Below are 21855 nucleotides of genomic sequence, written 5' to 3' on the forward strand. Positions count from 1 at the left end.
TGAGGGATTTGTTTTACTTTTAAAATCACAAAAAATACTACCATGCTGATAGCCAAAGGGATCCATAAATCCTACGGAAGTCTAAACGTGCTGAAAGGAGTGGATTTGGAAATTTCCGCTTCTGAAATTGTTTCCATAGTCGGTTCCTCCGGAGCAGGAAAAAGTACCTTGCTTCATATTTTGGGAACTTTGGATCAGCCGGATTCAGGAAGCCTAGTCATGGAAGGAGTAAATCTGATCGGCTTGAAGGGAGATAAACTGGCCAACTTCAGAAACAGTAAAATCGGCTTCATTTTTCAATTTCATAATCTACTTCCTGAGTTTACAGCTTTGGAAAATATTCAGATTCCCGGATTTATTCAGGGAACTGATGACCAAAAGCTGAAGAAAAGGGCTCAGGAGTTGGGGGAAATCCTGGGAGTAAGTCATCGGTTGGATCATAAACCTTCCGAACTTTCCGGAGGAGAGCAGCAGAGAGTGGCCGTGGCAAGAGCTCTAATCAATAATCCCTCGGTAGTATTTGCAGATGAACCCAGTGGAAATCTAGATTCTGTCAATGCCAAAGGCTTGCATGAATTGTTTTTCAAACTTCGGGATGAATTGAAGCAGGCATTTGTCATCGTCACCCATAACCAGGAATTGGCGGGAATGGCAGATCGGAAAGTAGTGATGCAGGACGGCTTGATTATTCCCTCATGAGGATTTTTTCAATGCTTTAAGCATTGCGTCCACGTGGGCGGTGTTTTCAAACATACCCTCGAATACCCCAACTATTATGTGATTTTCATCCAATAGATAGGTGACTCGCTTGGGGATTTTTAAAATTGGAATCAAGGCATCAAATAGCTGACAAACTTTTCCATTAGTATCAGCCAAAAGATCAAAAGGGAGTTTATGAGCCTTTTTGAACTTCTCGTGGGTAGCAATATCGTCTCGGCTAATTCCAAATACAGGAACTTCCAGATTTCTGAATTCTGCAAATTGATCTCTAAACTCACAGGCTTCTTTGGTACATCCCGGGGTAAAATCTTTGGGATAGAAGAAAAGAATCAAGGGTTTTCCCGCATAATCTTTCAAATGAAATTTGAAATCTGAAGTGGAGGGAAGTGTAAAATCCGGTGCTTTTTTGCCTTTTGCTAGAGCCATTGGTCTTCTTTTTTAAATCATAAACCTACCGAATTAGCGAATAGTTTATACCAAATATAATTTTGATGACCAGTTCTTGCCTCGCATAGCGTAGATTTGCCGGAATTAAATTCATGACCAGCCCCAACTTTAAAATCAGTAGCGTACAATCCATGCTTTTGGCAGGAGTGTTCTTCGCCATGATGAATGTATCTGTGAAGTTCATTCCTCATATCCCTGCTATCGAGATTGTCTGGTTTAGGTCTGTATTTAGTCTGGTTTTTACCTTTTTTATCCTCCGCCAAAAGTCAATTCCTGTTTTCGGAAATCGAAAAGGAAGCTTGGTGATCCGTGGAATTGTGGGTTCGATTAGTCTGATCTTGTTTTTCTATACCCTCCAGCGGATTCCTTTAGCCAGTGCGGTGACCATGCAATACTTGTCTCCGATTTTCACCACGATTTTGGGGATTTTCATTCTGAAAGAGCGGGTAAGGCCGATCCAGTTTCTGTATTTCGCTATGGCATTTTCGGGGGTATTGATTATTCAGGGATTTGATCCTCGAGTGGATGGATTGAGTGCGCTGATGGGGGTGACTTCTGGCCTGGCTGCCGGCGTGGCTTATAATATGATTCGGAAATTAAAGACCTCCGAGCATCCCTTAGTCATTGTTTTCTATTTCCCTTTGGTTACGCTTCCCATCGCTTCGATCATCATGTATTTCGATTGGGTAATGCCATCAGGTTGGGATTGGCTGATGTTGCTGTGGATTGGATTTTGTACCCAGAGCGCCCAATATTTTATGACAGTGGCTTATCAAACCGGTAATCTTTCCAGAGTTTCCAGCTTGAGTTACATGAGTGTTTTGTATGCCTTGGCTTTTGGTTATTTCCTCTTTGGGGAAACCTTCCCGATTGAAGCTTATTTGGGAATGGCTTTAGTTTTGGCGGGGATTTTACTAAACCTGAGGGTGAAGCATTAAAAAAGAATTCAATAAAAAAGGGATGCTAGATGGCATCCCTTTTTTTGTGGTTCGAAGCTTACTTCATCTTTATCTCTATTTCTAGAGAACTTTCGATTTTTTCTAAGACCCTATCGTAAATAGACTCATTTGTAGATTCATTTATGAGTAAAACTCCATTGGTAAGTTTGGCATTTTCCAATTCACTTTGACTTATGGAGCTAAACCAAGCTTTGGCATTGATTTGCATCAAGGCTACATGATTATTGATTTCTTCCAGGAAAAACAATTCATCGTCCTCTGCTTCGATTTCCAATTCAAAATCCAAATCTTCATCATCCTCTCCATACACTTCAAATTTGAAAGGTACTGAAGATCCATTGGCCTTTGTAAACGTGCCGTCTAATTGAAGAGATGGCTGATTTTTATAATCAATCACATCCATTTCCAGCTCTATTTCCTCATAATTTCCTGCCGGGATATTGAAATAGAAATCAACAGAGGAGTCCACCGCATCAAAATCTATCCGCTTTGGTTCCGGAAATTTAACTTCGATTTCCCGGTCAAATTCTGCCCCGTTTTCATCTACACCCGCAGTTTCAAGTTCCATTTTCTTGATCAAAACGAAACCTGTTTTTATGTCTAATCCAGTATTTTGTAATCTGGCCCCTGATGCGCTGTTGGAGGATAATTTTATCCCCATTCCGATCTTAACTTCGCCTTCCCCTATTTCTGGAACCTCATTCTCAGAACAAGCTCCCAAGGAAATGATCAACCCTGCGAGAAGAATTTTTGTGATTTTCATATTATGGTAGATTAAATTATTGAGACCACAAATAATCAAAAATGAGTCCAACTTTCTCCTATTTGACAAGCTTTTAAAACCAAACTATCATTGGTAGGTCCATCACTTCGCCTTACCTTTAATCTCCCAAAGCTTTAACTATGAAAATCACCAAGGACCTTTATCAAAGCAGTTTGGTGCTGCTAACGGATTTTTACCAACTCACCATGGCTTATGCCTATTGGAAGTCTGGAAAAGGGGAGCAGGAGGCGGTTTTCAATCTTTTTTTTAGAAAGCATCCATTTCAGGGAGGATTTACTCTGGCAGCGGGGTTGGATTATGTGATTGACTTTTGCAGGAATTTTAAGTTTGAAAAAGGGGAATTAGAGTATTTGGGGGATATGAAAAACAAGGATGGAAGCCCTGTTTTTGAATCCGCCTTTTTGGATTACCTGCAAAATTTGGAGTTTACCTGTGATATCGATGCGGTGGAAGAAGGAACGGTAGTATTTCCCAATGCTCCCATGATCCGGGTAAAAGGCCCCTTGATCCAATGTCAATTGTTGGAAACCCCGCTCTTGAATATCATCAACTTCCAGACTTTGATTGCAACCAAAGCGGCACGAATCAATTTGGCTGCTCAGGGAGAACCAGTTTTGGAATTTGGACTTCGCCGGGCGCAAGGAATTGATGGGGCTTTAGCAGCTAGCCGGGCCGCTTACATTGGGGGTTGTACTTCTACCAGCAATGTGATGGCTGGAAAGCTTTTTGGAATCCCTGTGGCAGGAACCCACGCACACAGCTGGATTATGTCCTTTGAAACTGAGTTGGAAGCTTTTGAGGCCTATGCGGAAGCCTTTCCAGATCAATGCGTTTTCCTTGTGGATACCTATGATACCCTGAATGGGGTGAAGAATGCCATTAAGGTTGGGGATAAATTGAGAGCCAAAGGAAAGGAGATGGTAGGAATTCGTATTGATTCCGGTGATTTGGCTTACTTTTCTACCCAAGCCAGACAAATGCTCGATGAGGCAGGTTTTCCAGATGCAAAAATCGTCGCTTCAAATGATCTAGACGAGCATATCATCACTTCTCTGAAAAGTCAGGACGCAGCAATTAATGTTTGGGGAGTAGGTACCAAACTGGTTACTGCTTACGATCAACCAGCATTGGGAGCCGTTTACAAACTTTCGGCGGTTAAGAATTCAGAAGGTGTTTGGGAGCCCAAAGTGAAAGTCTCTCAGCAATCGCTGAAGATCAATATTCCTGGATTCCATAACGTGAAGCGGTATTATTCCAATGGGAAAGCCGTTTCAGATATGATTTATTTGGAAGATCAGGAAATTGACCCGAGAGGTGTGGTGATCATTGATCCCATTGATGCCACCCGAAGAAAGCGTTTGATGCCAGCATTTTATAAAGAAGAAGTTTTGTTGAAACCTATCTTTAAAAAAGGAGAAAAGGTTTATACCATTCCAAGTCTTCATGAAATACGTGAAAGAGCAGCTACCCAATTGGAATCCTTGGACAAAGCCCATAAGCGTTTGGTGAATCCACACCTGTATCCGGTGGGATTGGAAGAAAATCTTCATCATTTGAGAATGGATTTAGTGTTAAAAGCCAAAAAGTTTGAAAATGAGCAAGAAGCCGAATAATGCTGCATTGATTATTGTGGACGTTCAAAATGATTTTATCCCTGGAGGAGCTTTGGCTGTGGCTGAAGGGGATCAGGTTGTTCCTTTGATTAATGAAATCCAGCCCAAGTTTTCTCATGTCATAGCAACTCAAGATTTCCATCCTAAGGATCATGGGAGTTTTGCTGCCAATCATCCCGGTAAGAAGCCAGGGGAGTTTATTGAATTGGGAGGTTTAACCCAAATCCTTTGGCCAGTCCATTGTGTACAAGGAACGCAAGGAGCGGATTTTCATTCGGAATTGGAAAGAAAGGAATGGGAGGCAATTTTTCAGAAAGGAAAAAATCCAATGGTGGATTCGTATTCCGGTTTTTTCGATAATGCCAGAAGAGGAGATACTGGATTGGGAGATTACCTAAAGAAAGAAGGAATTACTCAGGTTTATGTTTGTGGTTTAGCCTTGGATTATTGCGTAAAATTCACTGCCTTGGATGCGAGGTCATTAGGCTTTGAGACTCACTTGATTGCGGATGCAACCCGAGCTGTCAATCTTTCTCCAGAAGACGGACAGAAAGCCATAGAAGAACTGAGAAGTGCAGGAGTAATCATTTGTGATAGTAAATCAATTTAACCATGTTCCAATACGATCCTGACAAGCATTATCCTAAAGAAACAGAAAGCCGGGTGGTTATCCGCTTCCAGGACTGTGATCCGTTGAGACATCTCAACAATGCGAAGTATTTCGATTATTTTTTCAATGCCAGAGAGGATCAAGTTCCAAAGCTTTATGGTTTGGAAATCATTGACTTGATCAGGGTTTATAAGGCTGCCTGGGTGGTTTATAACCATAATATCAGCTATGTAAAACCGGCAATGGTAGGGGAGTGGGTTAGGATTATGAGCCGAATCCTATGGCATAATCACAATACCATTCTGGTGGAATATTACATGACGGATGATTCCAAGACCCAACTCAAAACAGTATTGTGGTCTACGATGAGATATGTTACCCTCGGGGAAGGAAAGTCTACCGATCATTCAGGAGCGGTGATGGAATTTCTCAAGGCCACTTCTTTGAATTTGGATCTGGCTGATCTAGATCCTAAGAACCGGGTAAAGCAATTGAAATTGGAAATAGAAAAGGGGAAATGATTCCCCTTTTTTTATAACTCAAAACCGTAATCTCGTTCTACCAAGGCAATTCTGGTTTTGAATGCCTTGTACCATTTTTCTCTTCCCAAGGATTGAGCAGCGAGATGCTCTGCATTCATTTTCCATGCCTGGATTGCGTCTAGACTTTCCCAATAACTGATGGTAATTCCCAGTCCATCCCGCACACTTTCATGTCCTAAATACCCGGCTTGTTTGGTGGCTAATTCTTCCATTCTTTCAGCCATCTCCAAATAACCTTCATTTTTTTCTGTTCTTAAGTTGCTGAAAATGACAGCGTAATAGGGCGGTTTAGGAGTTTTTGCAATCATTTTTAGAATTGGAATAGGGGTAGAAAGATTTTGAATTGTCTTAATGGAAAGATAAAAAATCTAAAAATTCAAACTATACCAACTATGAAAAAGAAAAATTTAAACAGGTTTTTTGGACTAGCAGCGATGCTTTTAGGCTCCATGTTGTTTTTGACTTCTTGCTACGAAGAGCTGGAAGTTGTCCAAACTGTCAATGATGAATTTTCTGGAGTCACAAAAATCGAAGTTGAATCTGGGTTCTTGGAAGTGAATTACCAAGGAAATTCTAACCAGACCTTTTTGAGTTTAGACGGACTTTTGGAATCTTCCAGAAGTGGGAATTATAGAATCGAGTATGAAGTGATTGGAAATACACTTCATGTTCAGCTAAAACAAAAAGGTGCTTTTGGTGGAGGAAGAAATAGAGGGTACCTCAATCTTAATGGCCCAGAAGATATGGAAGTGACCATAGAATCAGGTTCAGGAATGACCAGGGTTTCAACTGTCAATTCTGAGATTTTAAAAGTTTTTGCCGGTTCAGGAAGTATAGAGCTAAATGAGGTCAATTCTTATAAAATTCACGTGGAAGTCGGTTCGGGTGTGATCAAGGGGTATGATTTAAATGGAAATGTAATTGCCAAAGCAGGTTCAGGCTCGATGGACTTCAACCGAGTTATTGGAGATCTAGAAGTTTTTGCCTCAAGCGGGAATGTGGAAGTATCTAATCTTCAAGGTCAATTAAATTCTGAAATGAGCTCTGGAAGACTACAGCTTGAAAATATTGACGAAGTCCAAAACTTAAGAATCAGCTCAGGAAATATTACCGGAAACAGAATTGGCTTGGGACCTAAGACTTTGCTTTCCAGCTCTTCCGGTAGAATCGTCCTTCGTACATTTTCCAATCTGAATGATTTCAATTATGACCTTCAGGCTGGAAGCGGAAGAGTAAGTGTGGGAGAAAATTCTTCATCAGGTTCCCTGAAAATAAATAACGGATCTACTTATACCATCCATGGTTCTGTATCTAGTGGTATGATTGAAATTAATAATTAAATGGGCCCCAAAAATCATTTCCTTCTGATTGTGAAGAGTTTGATAAAGGTCAAAATCCTCAGCTAGAATTCATTAATAAAAAAATCATCACTAATTTTGTATGCATGACGAATAAATTTTTCTGCAAATCAGTAGAAAATTTGGAAGTCGAAATGGTTTTAGGTTTAGGTTTACTCTCCATTTGACTTCCAATCGTCTGTTTCTGAATCCATGGGATCATTCCTTTAAAAGTCTTGATTACTAGGAAATTGGAAAAGTTGTTAAATCACCTGATAGCCCCGGAAGCCCGGGGCTATTTTCTTTTTAGTTAATTTTTATAAAATAAATTTCCATTTTGTTAAAATTTTTAATCATTTGTATTGAGAATTTTAATAATACATGTAGATTTCGAGAGTTTTTCGAATATGATTTCTATTCTGTCATTAATCACTTTCCTTCTTCGATTGACTTTGGTTATCCAAAGCCAGTTGGTGGAAATTGTTCCGGCAGATTTTTTTGGTTCTAATTCTTGTTCAACTTCTGAACAAAAAGAACAGGAAATCAAATCTTCTATTTTTGGATTAGGCTTTGATGATAAAGGCTTAATTGAAACCCAAGAAGAGGAAAAAGAAGAATCTGAACAGGAATCCTATTTAAATTTCTTAGAATCCTATACTTTCTTGTCTTCATGGAATTTATCTTTTGGAGACAATGAAAGTCCATTTGGAAGCAAAGGGGCGAAAGTTGGAGTACATTTATATGACCTATTCCATTCCTGGAAGGTCTATGCGAGTTGATTTTTAGCCTTTTGGGCAATTGAAAAAGGGAGTTTTCCCATTTTACATAATGATCCCATCTGAGGGATCAATTCCATCACTCAGCATACATTCTAATGAAACATCATCACAAGCAGGGATACGGCTTGGAAGAAATAGTGCATGAACTCAAGCATTTTCTTCCAGCCCAAGCCCCGCTAAAGGACTTCGTCCATCATAACACCTTGCATGCTTTCCAAAATTTGCCTTTTCATCAGGCAATCAAGCAGGCAAAAACGCAGCTCGGATACAAAGGATATCTTCCTTTGGAAACATACAGAGAACTTTATCATGAAGGAAAAATCAAAGGACAGATACTCAAAAATGTCCTCGAAGATCAATTTGGACCTCAATTGGCTAATGATTGGGCGATCAAAATGTTTGATCAAACCCTAGAGATTGAGACCAATCCTAAAGTGGGAACATTAAGAGCCCATTGGAAAAGTGATTACCACTTCAATCTCGATAAAGTCACCCACCCTTTCTTATTCAGAGTTCTTTCAGCCTATTTAGATCAAGGGATTTCTATTTGGTCATTTCCGGTAGAAGCCAGTGGGTTTTTAGAAGCTATCAAGGCAATCGAAAAAGAAAGTATCGCATCCTTATTTAAATCAGAAAGAGTCAAAACCCTTCTTCACAAGGAAAATCTCAAACTCGAAGAACTTCTTGAAATTCTGGTTGGAAATGAAAAAGCCTATGGCTGGTATCTTTTCGATCAGCAGTTTGCTCATCCGGGATGGTCAGGAATGGTTTCTGTTTTGGAAACTCAGCCGGAATCACTTTTGGATAGAAAAAAGATCAATCTAGAGGATATGATCAAATTCGAATGTCTTCTAGAGATCGATGCTTTGGATAAGAAGTTTGGAGAAAACTGGAGCCCGATTGGGGTTCGTTTTCCAAAAGATACCAGAGAGTTATTCGAGACTGTTCCTTTTGAAGAGATTGATTTAATGCTCCATTGCTGGCAAGAGGCCTATGAATGGAGTTATTACGATGAGGTTTTAGCAGGTATAAAATCGGTGCAGCCTGAAATAAAATCACCCGATTCTCCAAGCTTTCAGGCAATGTTTTGCATTGACGATAGAGAATGCTCCACTAGGAGACATTTGGAATATGTCGATCCTGAATGTGCGACTTATGGAACTCCCGGTTTCTTTAGCGTGGAGTTTTATTTTCAGCCCGAGTTTGGAAAGTTTTATACCAAATCTTGCCCAGCACCAGTAACTCCAAAGTATCTCATCAAGGAAACAGCAAACCATAAGAAACTAGCTAAGGATGCCCATTTCAACCAAAATAGCCACTCCTTGCTAAGAGGTTGGGTAAATGCTCAAACACTTGGTTTTTGGTCGGCTTTAAGATTGGTTGGAAATATCCTTAAACCATCAAGTTCTGCTTTGGAAGTTTCTTCCTTCAAGCATATGGATCCTAAAGGGACACTTTCCATTGAGTTTCAAGGGGAGTTTTTCGATGGTCTACAGGTTGGATTTAAGATTGAAGAAATGGCCGATCGAATAGAAGGATTGCTCAGAAGCATTGGCTTATTGGACAGATTTTCTCCTTTGGTTTATTTGATCGGGCACGGAGCTTCCAGTATCAACAATACCCATTATGCAGGGTATGATTGTGGTGCTTGCTGCGGTCGTCCCGGTTCGGTAAACGCACGTGTTGCCGCAGCCATGGCAAACCATCCACAGGTAAGGGAATTATTGGTAGCAAGAGGAATTGTGATTCCGGAATCAACACAGTTCTTGGGAGGCCTTCATGATACGACCAAGGATGAAATTGAATATTACGATGAGGATCAATTGAGTCCAGAAAACCTGAAACAGCATCAATTGAATAAGCTGAAATTTAGTAAGGCTTTGGATATCAATGCACTTGAAAGATCCAGACGATTTGATACTTTACGAAAAAACAAGTCTATCAACAGATTGCACGAGGCAGTAAAGAAAAGAGCATTTTCTCTATTTGAGCCTCGTCCGGAATACAATCACGCAACCAATGCCTTGTGTATTGTTTCCAGGAAATCCACGATCAAAGGATTGTTTTTCGACCGTAGGGCCTTCTTGAATTCCTATGATTATAGAAAAGATCCTGAAGGAAAGGCTTTAACAAAAATTCTCGGTGCTGCCGCTCCAGTTTGTGGAGGTATCAACTTAGAGTACTATTTCTCCAGGATGGATCCGGATAAATTGGGTGCAGGAACCAAACTGCCTCACAATGTCATGGGACTCATTGGAGTTGCCAATGGAGCAGATGGAGATTTGAGAACAGGCCTTCCTTACCAAATGGTAGAGATTCACGATCCTATTCGCTTGATGCTGATTGTGGAGCAATACCCAGACGTGGTCATGGACGTGATTCGCTCCAACCCTGCTACTTACGAATGGATCAAGAATTACTGGGTTCATTTTGTGGTCATCGATCCACATACCAAGACTTTCCTGAGATTCAAGGATGAGGCTTTTGTACAATATAAGCCAGAATCTACCATCGATCACATCGAGCATCTCCAGGACAAGCTCTTGAGCTCTAAAGAAAATCTTCCAGTGTATTTAATCGACTCGTTGTAATGGAATTGTCAGCTTGGATTCAACTCATGATTGGGATACCACTTGTGGGTTTTTTAATCAGTATTCTTATTCCAGAATCAAAGGAGAACTTGCTCTCTAGAATTGCCTTCTACACTGCAGGATTAAACTTACTGAGCGTTTTGGTTTTCCTCGTTTTCTGGGGAATTGGAGGCTTTCAAAGCTTAAACCTCAAGGAATTTATTCTTCTAAAAACTACCCATTTTGAGTTTTTGGTAGATTTCTTCTTTGATCGGGTAGGAGCTGTATATGTGGTGATTGGGGCGATGCTTACTTTCCTAATCACATTCTACAGCCGGTATTATCTACACAGGGAAAGTGGTTACAAGAGGTTTTTCAATACCGTCTTGTTCTTCTACTTAGGTTTTAATATCACGGTATTGGCAGGAAACTTTGAAACGCTATTCGTGGGATGGGAGATTTTAGGAATTTCCTCTTTCCTACTGGTAGCCTTTTACAGAGAAAATCTTCTTCCAACTCGAAACTCCATCAAGGTCTTCTCGATCTATAGAATCGGGGATGTAGGCTTGATTTTGGCGATGTGGGCAAGTCATCACCTTTGGCATGAGAACATCACCTTCATTAAGTTGAATAATGCCGAATTGGTCTCTGAGCACCTGGCAGGTCATTCAGGTATAGGGATTTTCATTGCCATGATGTTGCTTTTGGCAGCTGCTGCAAAATCAGCTCAGTTTCCATTTTCAAGCTGGTTGCCTAGAGCTATGGAGGGTCCAACTCCTTCCTCTGCCATTTTCTATGGTTCGCTCTCAGTTCACTTGGGTGTGTTTCTATTGCTTAGAACTTTTCCGTTTTGGGAAAATCAAATCACTGTCCGAGTGTTGATTGGGCTTATGGGCCTAACAACAGCCCTTGTTTCTACTATGATCGCGAGGGTGCAGACTTCGGTGAAAACTCAGATCGGTTATGCCTCTTTGACTCAAATCGGAATCATGTTCATTGAAGTGGCGGCTGGACTTGAGGTTTTGGCTTTGATCCATTTTGCCGGAAATGCCTTCCTGAGAACTTACCAATTATTGGTATCACCTTCCGTGGTCAGTTACCTAATTCGTGAACAGTTTTATGGATTTGAGCCAAAGGCAATGAAAACCAGAAACGGTTGGATGGAAAAAATGAGGATTTCCATGTATGTATGGAGCTTGAAAGAATGGAATCTTGACCGATTTATCAATCAATTTGTGTTTTCTCCAATGAAGAAATTGGGACACAAACTGGATTTCCTTTCTTATAAGACCGTATTGTATTACTTTATACCTAGTTATTTGGTAGGGGTAACCTTGCTTTTGATAGGCTACAAAATCCCGGAATACCTTCATTCCATTCTTCCATTAGTATTTGCTTTTGTGGCTTTACTTATGGTAATGAAGTCCTTTACTGAAAGAAAATCTGCTCGATTGAGTTGGACGCTTTTGGTAATGAACCATTTCTGGATGGCTTTGGCGATTGCTGAAAATGAGCTGACCACAAGGCTTGAGTTAGTCATTTACCTGAGCGGTGTGGTTTTCTTCGGACTATCAGGGCTTTTGATTATTTCCTGGATGAATAGGAAACTTCAACAGTCTGGCCTATATGAATATCAAGGTTATGTCAGAGAATATCCTGGATTGGCATTTCTCTTCCTGCTGAGCGTTTTGGGTTTGATGGGATTTCCGATTTCTCCCACTTTCGTAGGAGAGGATTTGTTATTCAGCCACATCCAAGAGGATCAGTATCTTCTGGCATTCTTTGCGGCACTTGCTTTCGTAATGGAAGGAATCGCAGCGGTTAGAATATTTGCAAGACTCTTTTTGGGAACAAAAAGACCTGTTCCGGAAACTTTATTCGGTATTACCAAAGGACTGAGTAATGGAAATTCAAAGTCCAAACGCTCAATTAAATCATCACTTTCCTAAAAAATAACTTGGGCTCGGCCCAAAATAAAATATTAAGCACATGAAAAATTCATCAAAACTTCAGTTGCCAAAAGACGGCTGGGCAGGACTAAAGGAAAACTTCAGTTCCGATGCTATCTCGGGCTTTGTGGTATTTCTATTGGCTATGCCTTTGAGTTTGGGTATTGCAAAAGCATCAGATTTTCCTCCAATTATGGGTTTGGTTACAGCCATTATCGGTGGTATCGTAGTCAGTTTCTTTGCAGGTTCTAAATTAACCATTAAAGGACCTGCTGCAGGTTTGATTGTAGTGGTTGCAGGTTCAGTAGCAGATTTTGGAGGAGGGGAAACGGGTTGGAAACTTGCCTTGGGAGCCATGGTTGTAGCAGGCTTGGTTCAGATTGCCTTTGGATTTCTTAAGCTGGGAAAACTAGCAGATATCTTTCCTCTTTCAGCTATTCACGGAATGTTGGCAGCGATTGGTATTATCATCATTGCGAAGCAAATCCCTGTTCTCTTGGATGTGAATCCAGAACTATACAAGGGCTTGAGCATTGTGGCGATGATTTCATCTATTCCTAAATTTCTTGCCAATTTGGATCCTAAAGCGACGATGATTGGAGTTGTCAGCTTGGCGATTATGTTGGGTTGGCCTTACTTGAAAAAATTCAAATTAGGTAAAGTTCCAGCTCCTTTGGTCGTTTTGTTAATTGCTATTCCTGCTGAATTGGCTATGGATTTTCAAAATACGGAGCCAGCTTATGCTTTGCTTCACATTGGAAACCTTGTCGAAAATGTAAAATTGAATGCTGATTTCTCGGGTATTTCACAAACCGGAATCTTCATAAAATATGTGATTATGTTTGCCTTAGTTGGTACTTTGGAATCCTTACTTACTGTAAAGGCCATTGACCTTACTGATCCATTCAAGAGAAAGTCAAATAACGACAAAGACCTGATTGCAGTAGGTGTAGGAAATACCATCAGTGCTTTAGTGGGTGGCTTGCCTATGATCTCTGAAGTGGCTCGTAGCTCTGCAAACGTAAATAATGGTGCGAAAACCCGTTGGGCAAACTTCTTCCATGGCTTCTTTATTTTGGTGTTCGTTTTGGTTGCCACTCCAGTGATTGAAATGATCCCGAATGCTGCATTAGCTGCAATGTTGATTACAGTGGGTATCAAGCTTGCCCATCCAAAAGAGTTTATCAATACTTTCAAAATCGGAAAAGAGCAACTTGCTATATTCTTGGTAACAATCATTTTCACCCTGGTTGAGGATTTGTTAGTGGGTATTGCTGCAGGTATTGTATTGAAGATGATTCTTCACCTGATCAATGGAACTCCAGTCAGTTCATTCTTCAAAGCTCCAACCGTGGTTTCATTTGTTGGAAATGACTACTTGGTGGAAATTGATAAGGCAGCGATATTCTCCAATTTCTTAGGAATAAAGAGAAAGCTAGAGGAAATCCCTGCAGGTTTCAATGTGACCATTGACCTGAAAAACACTAAGCTGGTAGATCACTCCGTAATGGAAAACCTTCATCATTTTCAGCATGATTATGAAGAAAATGGGGGCCATGTGAAGTTAGTGGGACTTGAGAAACACGAAGCCGTTTCTGATCACCATTTGGCTGCAAGAAAGCTCAAAACTTCTTGAATTTAGCCTTTTAGAAAGGCATTCCTTGATTAGTACAATCACCCTCCGGGCTATCAGAAATGACTAGCCTTGGAGGTTCATTCCCTTAAATTTCAAAAAATTGAAAAAGCTAGCTCAAGTTCTTTTGCTGCTGGGTCTCATGGTAGGATGGAAAACATCCGCTGTCTATGCCCAAGCGGACAAAGAAGTTAAACTATTTCTAAATGAAGAAAAGACCCATTGGGTCAAAGGTACTGGACTGGGTCAAATCTGGGTCAGATATACAGCGCTTAATCCCGGTTCTACCATTTTCGGTACACCAAAAAGCGAGGTTTTTGATGTGGGATTGAGAAGGGTAAGGTATCAGGTTTTAGGTCAGGTAACGGATAAGGTTTTCGTCTACACCCAATTTGGGATCAATAGTTTTGGTTCACTTTCGGGAAGAAAGCCCGGCTTGTTTCTTCATGATGTGACTGCAGATTATGCAGTCGTGCCGGGAAAATTAAGCTTAGGTGCAGGTCTTCATGGCTGGAACGGAACAGTAAGGTATTCCTCTTCTTCTGTGGCGACAATTCTTGGAATGGATCTTCCATTTATCGAAGAGTCTACCAATGATATCACGGATCAATTTGTCAGAAAGCTTGGTGTTTATGCCAAGGGTCAACTTGGGAAATTGGATTACCGAATTTCAGTTTCCAATCCCTTCCCGGTTCAAACGGCTTTAAGTCCTGTTCCTACTTTACCTGAAGGCGTAGCCAATATTGCCTATTACAGCACGATGGCCCCAGCGATCAATTATCAGGGTTATTTCTTTTGGCAATTCCTTGATAAAGAATCCAATCAGATCCCGTATATGACAGGTACCTATTTAGGGAAAAAGAGAGTCTTCAATATCGGAGGAGGATTTTCTACGCAAGATCATGCCGTGGAATACCGGGAATCCGCTTCTGGACCTGTGCTACAACAGGCCAGTAAGCAGTGGGGACTTGATGTCTTTTACGATGCCCCACTCAATGAATCTAAAGGAACAGCCCTAACTGCCTACGCCGCATATATTTCTTATGATTTTGGTCCCAATTACCTACGGACTGGAGGAGCTATAAATCCTGCAAACGGGGTGAATGCTAATGGAACCTTCAATGGTCCGGGCAATTCCTTTCCCTTGATCGGAACAGGGAGTGTTTATTATACCCAAATCGGTTATTTGATGAAAAAGGACCTTTTGGGGAAAATGGGCACTCTTCAGCCGTATGGTCAATTGATTGTCTCGGATTATCAAAGAGTGGAAAAGCCCTTTACTGTAGTTGACTTAGGTGTCAATTGGCTTCAGGCTGGACATCGATCCAAGCTTTCCCTTGATTACCAGCTTCGGCCAATTTTGGTCAAAGGAAATACCGAAAAATTAATTGTAAATGATTCAGAGCCACGCAAAGGAATGTGGGTCTTGCAGTACCAATTTTCATTTTAATTGTGATGGACTGATATTTGGATAGCCTCGGAAGTTTCTTCTGAGGTTATTTGATTTTTTGAAATAAGTATTGTCAATTTTTTTAAAATCCGAACGTTTCCCTTTAAGCGTATCTTAAGAAAAGGCTAAGACTGCCTGAAGACTTCTAACTTAACTTTACCCAATCAAATCAAACACCCTAAACTTAATCGCCATGAATGAGAAAATGAATCGAATGGAATTTCTAAAGTCCTTAGGACTTAAAGGAGCTTCTCTTGTTGCTGTCTATTGTGCTGGTGGGGCTTTGACCAGCTGTATTAATGAAAGTATGGCTCCAGCTGGAAATGACGGCGGATCCACACCAAATCTTGTTTTGGATCTTACGAGTTCTTCCTATTCAACTTTAAATACGGTTGGAAACTATGTGATTGTCAATCGAATCGTAATCGCCAGGGTTTCTCAAACTTCATTTGCAGCAGTCACCCAAGTTTGTTCGCATGAAGGAAAAGCCAAAGTGACTTTTCGAAGTGGAGAATTCTATTGCTCTGAACACGGGGCGAGATTCGATACTTCAGGAAAGGGTTTGAATTCCAATGGATCCAGAGGACTTACGACCTATAGAACCGAATTGTCAGGAACTAACCTAACTGTCTATTATTCATGAGAATCCAAAAAAATCAATTCAGCCTATTCCTGACGGGTTGTTTTTTGTTAGTAGGATCTGTTTTGTTTATCCCAAAGGCAAATGCGCAAGATGACTTGCTGAGTATGCTTGAAGAAGAACAGTCCAAGGACCCGATTTATACCTTGGCTACTTTTAAAGCCACCCGCTTGATCAATGGGCAGACTATAGAAACCATTTCCAAAAACCATTTGAATTTCTGGATTTCGCACAGATTCGGGGCAGTCAATAGTGGGTTTTTGGCCAACTTCTTCGGTTTAGATGAGGCTAGAATTAGGTTGGGATTGGAATATGGTCTGACCGATAAGTGGTTGATAGGAGCAGGAAGAAGTAGTCAGGAAAAGACCTATGATCTCTACACTAAGTATAAACTATTGAGGCAGTCCGACCGTTTCCCAATTACCTTGACTGGAATGGCCGGTTGGGGGATTAATACCATGGAATCCGGATATGTCATGGAATCTGGTTCAGTTATGAAATTTTCCAATAACCTTGAACGGTACACCTATTGGGGCCAGGCCTTTATCGGAAGAAAATTCAATGAAAAACTATCGCTTCAACTTGTCCCTACCTTGGTTCATTACAATAAAGTCGAAGATCCTTCAATTTCAAATGATCAATGGGCTTTGGGAATAGGAGGGAGATATAAACTGACCAAAAGATTTACTCTTTCTGGGGAGTATTATTATGCGGTCACCGATCCTATAGCTTACGAAGTGAGTACTAGAAATCCCTATCCCTACCACAATTCCTTTTCCATTGGAGTGGATATAGAGACGGGAGGACACGTTTTTCAACTTCATTTCACCAATTCAAGGGGGATGATCGAAAAGCAATTTGTAGGTCAGACCGTGGGATCCTGGGAGAATGCAGACATTTTCTACGGATTTAATATTTCAAGAACATTCAGTTTTGAAAAAGGCGCAAAAAACAAAGACAAATGAAAAATCTAATCCGAATACTAGTATTTCTGACGGCATTTCAGGTTAATGAAGCGCTGGGACAAACTTTGTATGGAACGAGCACAGGTGAAGTCAAGATTTATTCTGATACCCCTTTGGAAACCATTGAAGCATTAAATCAAAAAGTGGGTTGCTTGGTTAATCCTGCAACCATGGATTTGGCAGTACAGATGAAGATCACCGATTTCGTTTTCCCCAATAAGTTGATGCAGGAGCATTTCAACGAGAATTACATGGAAAGTGAAAAGTACCCCACCGCTAATTTCAAAGGGAAAATCAAAGAGCAAATAGATTTTAAAGTTCCCGGAACCTATCCTGTTACCGCCGTCGGAAGTATGACAATCCACGGAGTCACCAAGCCCTTTACGGTGAAAGGGAATCTTGTATCATCCGGTAATTCTCTAAAAATCGATTTTAAATTTTTGGTGAAACCAGAGGAGTATAAAGTAGAAATCCCTTCCCTTGTAATCACCAAAATCGCCGAAGAAATAGAGGTTACTGGCAATATTTCCCTACAAGAGAGAAAGACGAACTAATTTGAGTTTTCAGACAAATTAGTTAGCTGAAAATAAATGGCCTAGGAGAAAAGCAAAGTGCGAAAATCAAAATCGCCAACCATCCGATAAGCTTTCTTTTAGTGTCCAAAGGCCTGTTTCCCGAAACCTCCGGATGCTTGAGACCTGCCATTCTTCCGAGAAAGAAGGCAAATAAAAGCCAGCCCTGATATCCTTCCCATTCAGGTTTCAGGAAGGCAATTGCATATTGAACTGCAGCGATGGTAAGAGCCAAGGTCAATTTGGTCTTTTGGCTTAAATCTGTTCGGGAATAACAGATGTAAATAAACCCGATATAAAGCGGGATTCGAATCACCAAATCCTCCAAAGGCATAATCGGACTGATCATGCCTAGTCCAGCATATCCCAAGAACGCAGTGAAAAATACCAGGGAAATTGGATAATGATATTTCGGAAAAAGCCCAAAAATGACATGTCCACCATCTAATTGCCCTATTGGCAAAAGGTTTAAAGCCGTAAAAAATAAAGCCAAATATCCTGCAAATAGAAAAGGGTAATGAATGACCTCACCCATATCTGGCATCCGTTCTGGATCGGCAAATAGTTCGCTTAACAGGTTGAATAAAAGGTTATTTCCCAATTCAAACTCCAAAACATCTTCTCCATATCCTTCAAAATTGGGATCGGCATACTCGGGATGAACCGAATAAATGTAGTCGGAGGTTGGCAGATTAGTGAAACCATAAATCAATACCCCTAAAGCTATGGCAAAACCGGCCAATGGTCCGGCTACACCAATGTCGAAGAATTTTTTTCGACTATTGACAAAGCCCTTCATGCGGATGATAGCTCCAAAAGTTCCGATGGAGGGAATGCCTATAAACCCCAACCACACTGGAATAAAGTAGGGTAAGGAGCTTTTGACTTTGTGGTAAATTGAGGTAAATAAATGCCCCAATTCATGGATTAGGAGAATTCCGATAAATGGAATCGAGAAGGACATGGATTTAAAAAAGTACTCCCAAGTCAAGGCGCTTTCATCAACGCCTATAATTGATTTGCCATAGACCCATTCTCCACCGGCTAGAGTAGCTGTAAGAATTGTCAACAGAAATAATCCTATGTGTTTTAGGTACTCTTTGGTGCTATACATGGGAGAAAAAATCAAATAGAACTTGGGGACCAGTCACATGAACAGCATTTATGCCTACAGAACTTGCACCTTTTACATTCGCTTCCAAATCATCAAAAAATATCACCCGGTCAGGAGCGGTATTCAATTGATTTAGCATGGTAGAATAAATCTCTGTACTAGGTTTGGCAAGGCCCATTTCATGACTATAAAACACATGATCAAAGAGCTCATTAAAATTTCGGACCGAGAAGTCTTCCACTAGCATTTGATTCACCGCATCGATGTGGATTTCATTGGTATTGCTCAATATTCCCAATCGATATTTTTCTTTTAGTTTTTTTACCAAGTCCAATCTTTGAGGTGGGATTTTTCCTAAAAGACTATTCCAAAGTTCATCTACTTTTTGGTCGCTCCAGTTTTGCTCAAAATAATTTCTTACCTGATTCCTAAAATTCTCTGAACTGATTTTACCTTTTTCGTAGGCTTTATGAAAATCGGTCAAATAAAATTGATCCACCCTGTCGTGGAGTTGATTAGAAACCAAGGACTTAATCAGATTAAGGGAGCGGTGGTAGTCAATATCGATGATCACATTGCCCAGATCAAAAATCACAAAATCTGCATCAGGGACATTTTTCATGCACTTTTCAAGTTGTGTAAATGAACTCAAATATGTAACATTGCAGACCCAAAACCAAGGTTAGAAGGCATTCCAAGTCGAAAATCTAAGGTTTTAAATTTTGGGCCTATAGCTCAGTTGGTTAGAGCTTCTGACTCATAATCAGGAGGTCGCTGGTTCGAGCCCAGCTGGGCCCACCAATCCCCTTAATTATCGTTTTTAAGGGGATTTTTTCTTTTTACGGCTGAATTTACGGACACTTTAATTTATTTCCACCTTAATTCATCCATCAATCCATAATAAGATATTCTTGTTTTTTGTCCTTTGCCTCTTTGTTAAACAATTCTCTTACCTGTGGTATTTCCAAGTTAGATTGAATCCCTGCTTTCCAAGCTTCCCAAACATCTGATGGGATGCGGCCTTTTTTCCTCCACAAGTATTCTTCAGCACATAGATTAAAATAATCAAAAATCATTTGGGTTTCTTCTGGCTCTAGATCCCTTTCTGGGTTGGCCCTTAGGTCATTCAAAAGGTCGTTCAGTTGGTTGTCGTACTTGGTATTGAAATCAGTAAAAAGCTCCTTGAAAAGTTTGTCATGTTCCATTCGTGTACGAAGGGTTCCAAGGTACATCGTTGCCATTATTCCTAAAATGCCAAGGAATACTCTTTCATCAAATCTAGTATTGAAGTACCCAATGACTAATAGTGTAGCAAAAACGAAAGCTATTAGGGTGGGGTAATTTGATTTAATCCAATTCATTGTTGTTAAAATATAAATTAAAAATCCAATCAAGTTCTATTGATGGATGTTTGGTTACAGCCTAAAGCAGAATTTTAACGAAATTATGATTAGTCACCTATGAATTTGCAAGTCCTAACTACTCATTTATTTGCATTCTGATCGCAAATTCAGGGATTTTTAATTTAAAATTCCTGAATGAAAATTCGTTTTCTAAAATTTTGAAAGGTTTGAATTATTATCTTTAATAAGACCAAAGGCACTTTTAAAGGTTAATAAATATTCCAAACATGAAATTCATTCTAATTCCAATTTTTTTATCTTTCTTTATTTCAGGAAGTTACGCTCAAAATAAGGAAGAACTTAGAAAAAAATTAGATGAATTAGATAATGGATTATTAAGAATTCAGGCTTTGGAAAAATTTAAAGACAAGGATTACTCTGGTGCAATTCTAGATTTTTCTTATTTGATCTCACTGTTTCCATCAGAATGGGAACATTACTATTTCAGGGGGAAGTCGAAGGGATATTTAGGAGATTATAGCGGTGCTTTGACAGATATTAGCAAAGCAGAAGGCTTTGGAGTACCAGCTGAGCACTTAGCTGAAATTTTTTCAAGCAAGGGTTATTATAAATCAGTTTTAGGGGATTATAGAGGAGCAATTTTAGAGTATACAAAAGTTATTGAAAAAGACCCAAGAAACTCCAATGCTTTCCAAAATAGGGGGCTGTCTAAGGCAAACCTTAAGGATTATCGAGGAGCAATTTTAGACTACAATAAAGCAATTGAACTTTCCCCAAATGACCCACAAAATTACCGTTCAAGAGGTATTTGTAAGATTAGGTTTAACCAAAAAGAGAGTGGGTGCTTGGATTTATCTAAAGCAGGTGAATTAGGATTGTCCTCTGTCTACGAGGAAATTAGGGTAATGTGCAAATGATTGGTCAAATAGCGTTTTAGGAACTCGAAATTTATCTTGGATTAATTTATGTTTTTGATGCGGATCGAATGAAAAAGTTCCATTTGAATTTTATTGTGTTAGGATTTCGGTCTTTTAGATTTTATGAATTAAGATACTAGTTGCACTTGGCTCTAATGGCTGTGTAGGCTTTTGATAGTCCCAATTCACCTGCTTTCGAAAGGTCAAGGCACCCAAGTTCCTTTTGATTCATTTCTATTCTTGTTAGACCCCTGTTATAATAAGCACTGCCTGAATCTTCACCTAACTCAATTGCTTTATTTAGGTCTAATATGGCGCCTGAGGAGTCTTTTAGAAGTGATTTGGCACTCCCTCTTGCATTATAAGCTTCAGCTAGTAAATCTTCTTTCCATGGATCTACAAGTTGAATTGCCTTACTATAATCTGAAATTGCACCCCTATAGTCTTCTAATTCAGCTTTACAATAACCTCGGTACATGAAAGCGAAAGACTCTTTAGGGTTTAGTTGAATTGCCTTAGAAAAATCAAGAATTGCTCCGTGATAATCCATGAGGTCCATTTTTCTTGATCCATTTTTTACATAATCCCAGGAACTTTGGCTGTAACTTTCAATAGACCAAATTAAAACTATCGTTATTAGAATTATTTTTTTCATTCCATTTAAGTTCTTTGGTTTCTTATGCATCCAATTTAAAGCATTTTTCAATCTCGATCTATGACCTGTTTGTTCACCCCACAAATTTTTTAATGATTCAATCACTGGTTTCTTTTCTTCCCAAGAATTAGTGGGTAGATGCCTTTTAATTCTAAAGGTATTCTATTGCTAACGGTTTAAAGAAATTAAAAATATACTGTTATTCTTCAAAGGTTTGACAAATGTTTTTGTCGGT

22 protein-coding genes and 1 tRNA gene are annotated in these 21855 nt (G+C 39.9%); 16 read left to right on the forward strand and 7 right to left on the reverse strand.

Features of this window, described 5'->3' with window-relative positions:
• Nucleotides 1-42 precede the first annotated feature (42 nt).
• Complete coding sequence (locus DFQ04_RS01875) at nucleotides 43-699, forward strand: ABC transporter ATP-binding protein (RefSeq protein WP_133552125.1); 657 nt, start codon at nucleotides 43-45, stop codon at nucleotides 697-699.
• Here DFQ04_RS01875 and DFQ04_RS01880 read toward each other — a convergent pair.
• A complete protein-coding gene (locus DFQ04_RS01880) occupies nucleotides 694-1146 on the reverse strand; it encodes a peroxiredoxin (RefSeq protein WP_133552127.1) in 453 nt (150 codons plus the stop codon). The two genes, DFQ04_RS01875 and DFQ04_RS01880, sit on opposite strands and share 6 nt — an antisense overlap.
• A 152-nt stretch (nucleotides 1147-1298) precedes the next feature.
• Here DFQ04_RS01880 and DFQ04_RS01885 point away from each other — a divergent pair, with 152 nt between their 5' ends.
• Nucleotides 1299-2105 carry a DMT family transporter gene (locus tag DFQ04_RS01885; RefSeq protein WP_133554308.1) on the forward strand — a complete coding sequence of 269 codons (807 nt, stop codon included), beginning with the start codon at nucleotides 1299-1301 and terminating at the stop codon, nucleotides 2103-2105.
• A 58-nt stretch (nucleotides 2106-2163) separates the two neighbouring features.
• On the opposite strand, the gene DFQ04_RS01890 is transcribed toward DFQ04_RS01885, so the two are convergent.
• Nucleotides 2164-2889: a hypothetical protein gene (locus DFQ04_RS01890; protein ID WP_133552129.1), complete on the reverse strand. Its 726-nt coding sequence runs from the start codon at nucleotides 2887-2889 to the stop codon at nucleotides 2164-2166.
• A 140-nt stretch (nucleotides 2890-3029) separates the two neighbouring features.
• Between DFQ04_RS01890 and DFQ04_RS01895 the strand changes: the two genes are divergently transcribed.
• The 3 genes from DFQ04_RS01895 to DFQ04_RS01905 are packed head-to-tail and all read left to right on the forward strand — an operon-like array spanning nucleotide 3030 to nucleotide 5654.
• Entirely contained in the window at nucleotides 3030-4523 is a 1494-nt protein-coding gene (locus DFQ04_RS01895; protein WP_133552131.1) for a nicotinate phosphoribosyltransferase, read from the forward strand.
• On the forward strand, nucleotides 4504-5133 hold the full coding sequence (gene pncA, locus DFQ04_RS01900; RefSeq protein WP_133552133.1) for a bifunctional nicotinamidase/pyrazinamidase: 630 nt from the start codon (nucleotides 4504-4506) through the stop codon (nucleotides 5131-5133). Before DFQ04_RS01895 ends, pncA begins: the two co-directional genes overlap by 20 nt.
• A gap of 2 nt (nucleotides 5134-5135) precedes the next feature.
• Nucleotides 5136-5654: an acyl-CoA thioesterase gene (locus DFQ04_RS01905; RefSeq protein WP_133552135.1), complete on the forward strand. Its 519-nt coding sequence runs from the start codon at nucleotides 5136-5138 to the stop codon at nucleotides 5652-5654.
• Nucleotides 5655-5665: 11 nt separating this feature from the next.
• On the opposite strand, the gene DFQ04_RS01910 is transcribed toward DFQ04_RS01905, so the two are convergent.
• The gene (locus DFQ04_RS01910) at nucleotides 5666-5983 is read right to left on the reverse strand and encodes an antibiotic biosynthesis monooxygenase family protein (protein ID WP_133552138.1); all 318 of its coding nucleotides are present in this window, start codon (nucleotides 5981-5983) and stop codon (nucleotides 5666-5668) included.
• 84 nt (nucleotides 5984-6067) lie between these two features.
• Here DFQ04_RS01910 and DFQ04_RS01915 point away from each other — a divergent pair, with 84 nt between their 5' ends.
• The 9 genes from DFQ04_RS01915 (at nucleotide 6068) to DFQ04_RS01955 (ending at nucleotide 17552) form a co-directional block, all read left to right on the forward strand.
• Nucleotides 6068-7015 carry a DUF4097 family beta strand repeat-containing protein gene (locus DFQ04_RS01915; protein ID WP_133552140.1) on the forward strand — a complete coding sequence of 316 codons (948 nt, stop codon included), beginning with the start codon at nucleotides 6068-6070 and terminating at the stop codon, nucleotides 7013-7015.
• A 404-nt stretch (nucleotides 7016-7419) separates the two neighbouring features.
• Entirely contained in the window at nucleotides 7420-7791 is a 372-nt protein-coding gene (locus DFQ04_RS01920; protein WP_133552142.1) for a hypothetical protein, read from the forward strand.
• Between the two features lie 95 nt (nucleotides 7792-7886).
• Nucleotides 7887-10382 carry a YbcC family protein gene (locus tag DFQ04_RS01925; RefSeq protein WP_133552144.1) on the forward strand — a complete coding sequence of 832 codons (2496 nt, stop codon included), beginning with the start codon at nucleotides 7887-7889 and terminating at the stop codon, nucleotides 10380-10382.
• A complete protein-coding gene (locus tag DFQ04_RS01930; RefSeq protein ID WP_133552146.1) occupies nucleotides 10382-12310 on the forward strand; it encodes a proton-conducting transporter transmembrane domain-containing protein in 1929 nt (642 codons plus the stop codon). Before DFQ04_RS01925 ends, DFQ04_RS01930 begins: the two co-directional genes overlap by 1 nt.
• Before the next feature lie 40 nt (nucleotides 12311-12350).
• A complete protein-coding gene (locus DFQ04_RS01935) occupies nucleotides 12351-13946 on the forward strand; it encodes a SulP family inorganic anion transporter (protein ID WP_133552148.1) in 1596 nt (531 codons plus the stop codon).
• A gap of 100 nt (nucleotides 13947-14046) precedes the next feature.
• Nucleotides 14047-15393: a hypothetical protein gene (locus DFQ04_RS01940; protein ID WP_133552150.1), complete on the forward strand. Its 1347-nt coding sequence runs from the start codon at nucleotides 14047-14049 to the stop codon at nucleotides 15391-15393.
• A 193-nt stretch (nucleotides 15394-15586) separates the two neighbouring features.
• Nucleotides 15587-16036, forward strand: a complete 450-nt coding sequence (locus DFQ04_RS01945; RefSeq protein ID WP_243739617.1) for a QcrA and Rieske domain-containing protein — start codon at nucleotides 15587-15589, stop codon at nucleotides 16034-16036.
• Nucleotides 16033-16998, forward strand: coding sequence for a DUF5777 family beta-barrel protein (locus DFQ04_RS01950; RefSeq protein WP_133552152.1), 966 nt, complete (start codon nucleotides 16033-16035; stop codon nucleotides 16996-16998). The genes DFQ04_RS01945 and DFQ04_RS01950 overlap by 4 nt, the downstream gene beginning before the upstream one ends.
• A complete protein-coding gene (locus DFQ04_RS01955; protein WP_133552154.1) occupies nucleotides 16995-17552 on the forward strand; it encodes a YceI family protein in 558 nt (185 codons plus the stop codon). The genes DFQ04_RS01950 and DFQ04_RS01955 overlap by 4 nt, the downstream gene beginning before the upstream one ends.
• Before the next feature lie 22 nt (nucleotides 17553-17574).
• On the opposite strand, the gene DFQ04_RS01960 is transcribed toward DFQ04_RS01955, so the two are convergent.
• Both DFQ04_RS01960 and DFQ04_RS01965 read right to left on the reverse strand, forming a co-directional pair.
• Nucleotides 17575-18684, reverse strand: a complete 1110-nt coding sequence (locus DFQ04_RS01960; protein WP_133552156.1) for a site-2 protease family protein — start codon at nucleotides 18682-18684, stop codon at nucleotides 17575-17577.
• Entirely contained in the window at nucleotides 18677-19306 is a 630-nt protein-coding gene (locus DFQ04_RS01965) for an HAD family hydrolase (protein ID WP_133552158.1), read from the reverse strand. The genes DFQ04_RS01960 and DFQ04_RS01965 overlap by 8 nt, the downstream gene beginning before the upstream one ends.
• Before the next feature lie 102 nt (nucleotides 19307-19408).
• On the opposite strand from DFQ04_RS01965, the gene DFQ04_RS01970 reads away from it, so the two are divergent.
• A tRNA-Ile gene (locus DFQ04_RS01970) sits at nucleotides 19409-19485 on the forward strand.
• 89 nt (nucleotides 19486-19574) lie between these two features.
• Here the strand turns inward: DFQ04_RS01970 and DFQ04_RS01975 are convergent.
• Nucleotides 19575-20045, reverse strand: a complete 471-nt coding sequence (locus DFQ04_RS01975) for a hypothetical protein (protein ID WP_133552160.1) — start codon at nucleotides 20043-20045, stop codon at nucleotides 19575-19577.
• 269 nt (nucleotides 20046-20314) lie between these two features.
• Here DFQ04_RS01975 and DFQ04_RS01980 point away from each other — a divergent pair, with 269 nt between their 5' ends.
• Nucleotides 20315-20965 carry a tetratricopeptide repeat protein gene (locus DFQ04_RS01980; protein ID WP_133552162.1) on the forward strand — a complete coding sequence of 217 codons (651 nt, stop codon included), beginning with the start codon at nucleotides 20315-20317 and terminating at the stop codon, nucleotides 20963-20965.
• 136 nt (nucleotides 20966-21101) lie between these two features.
• Here DFQ04_RS01980 and DFQ04_RS01985 read toward each other — a convergent pair whose 3' ends face one another.
• Nucleotides 21102-21725: a tetratricopeptide repeat protein gene (locus DFQ04_RS01985; RefSeq protein WP_133552164.1), complete on the reverse strand. Its 624-nt coding sequence runs from the start codon at nucleotides 21723-21725 to the stop codon at nucleotides 21102-21104.
• Nucleotides 21726-21855: the final 130 nt, after the last annotated feature.

The sequence above is a fragment of the Algoriphagus boseongensis genome (genome assembly GCF_004362805.1).
Taxonomy (GTDB): domain Bacteria; phylum Bacteroidota; class Bacteroidia; order Cytophagales; family Cyclobacteriaceae; genus Algoriphagus; species Algoriphagus boseongensis.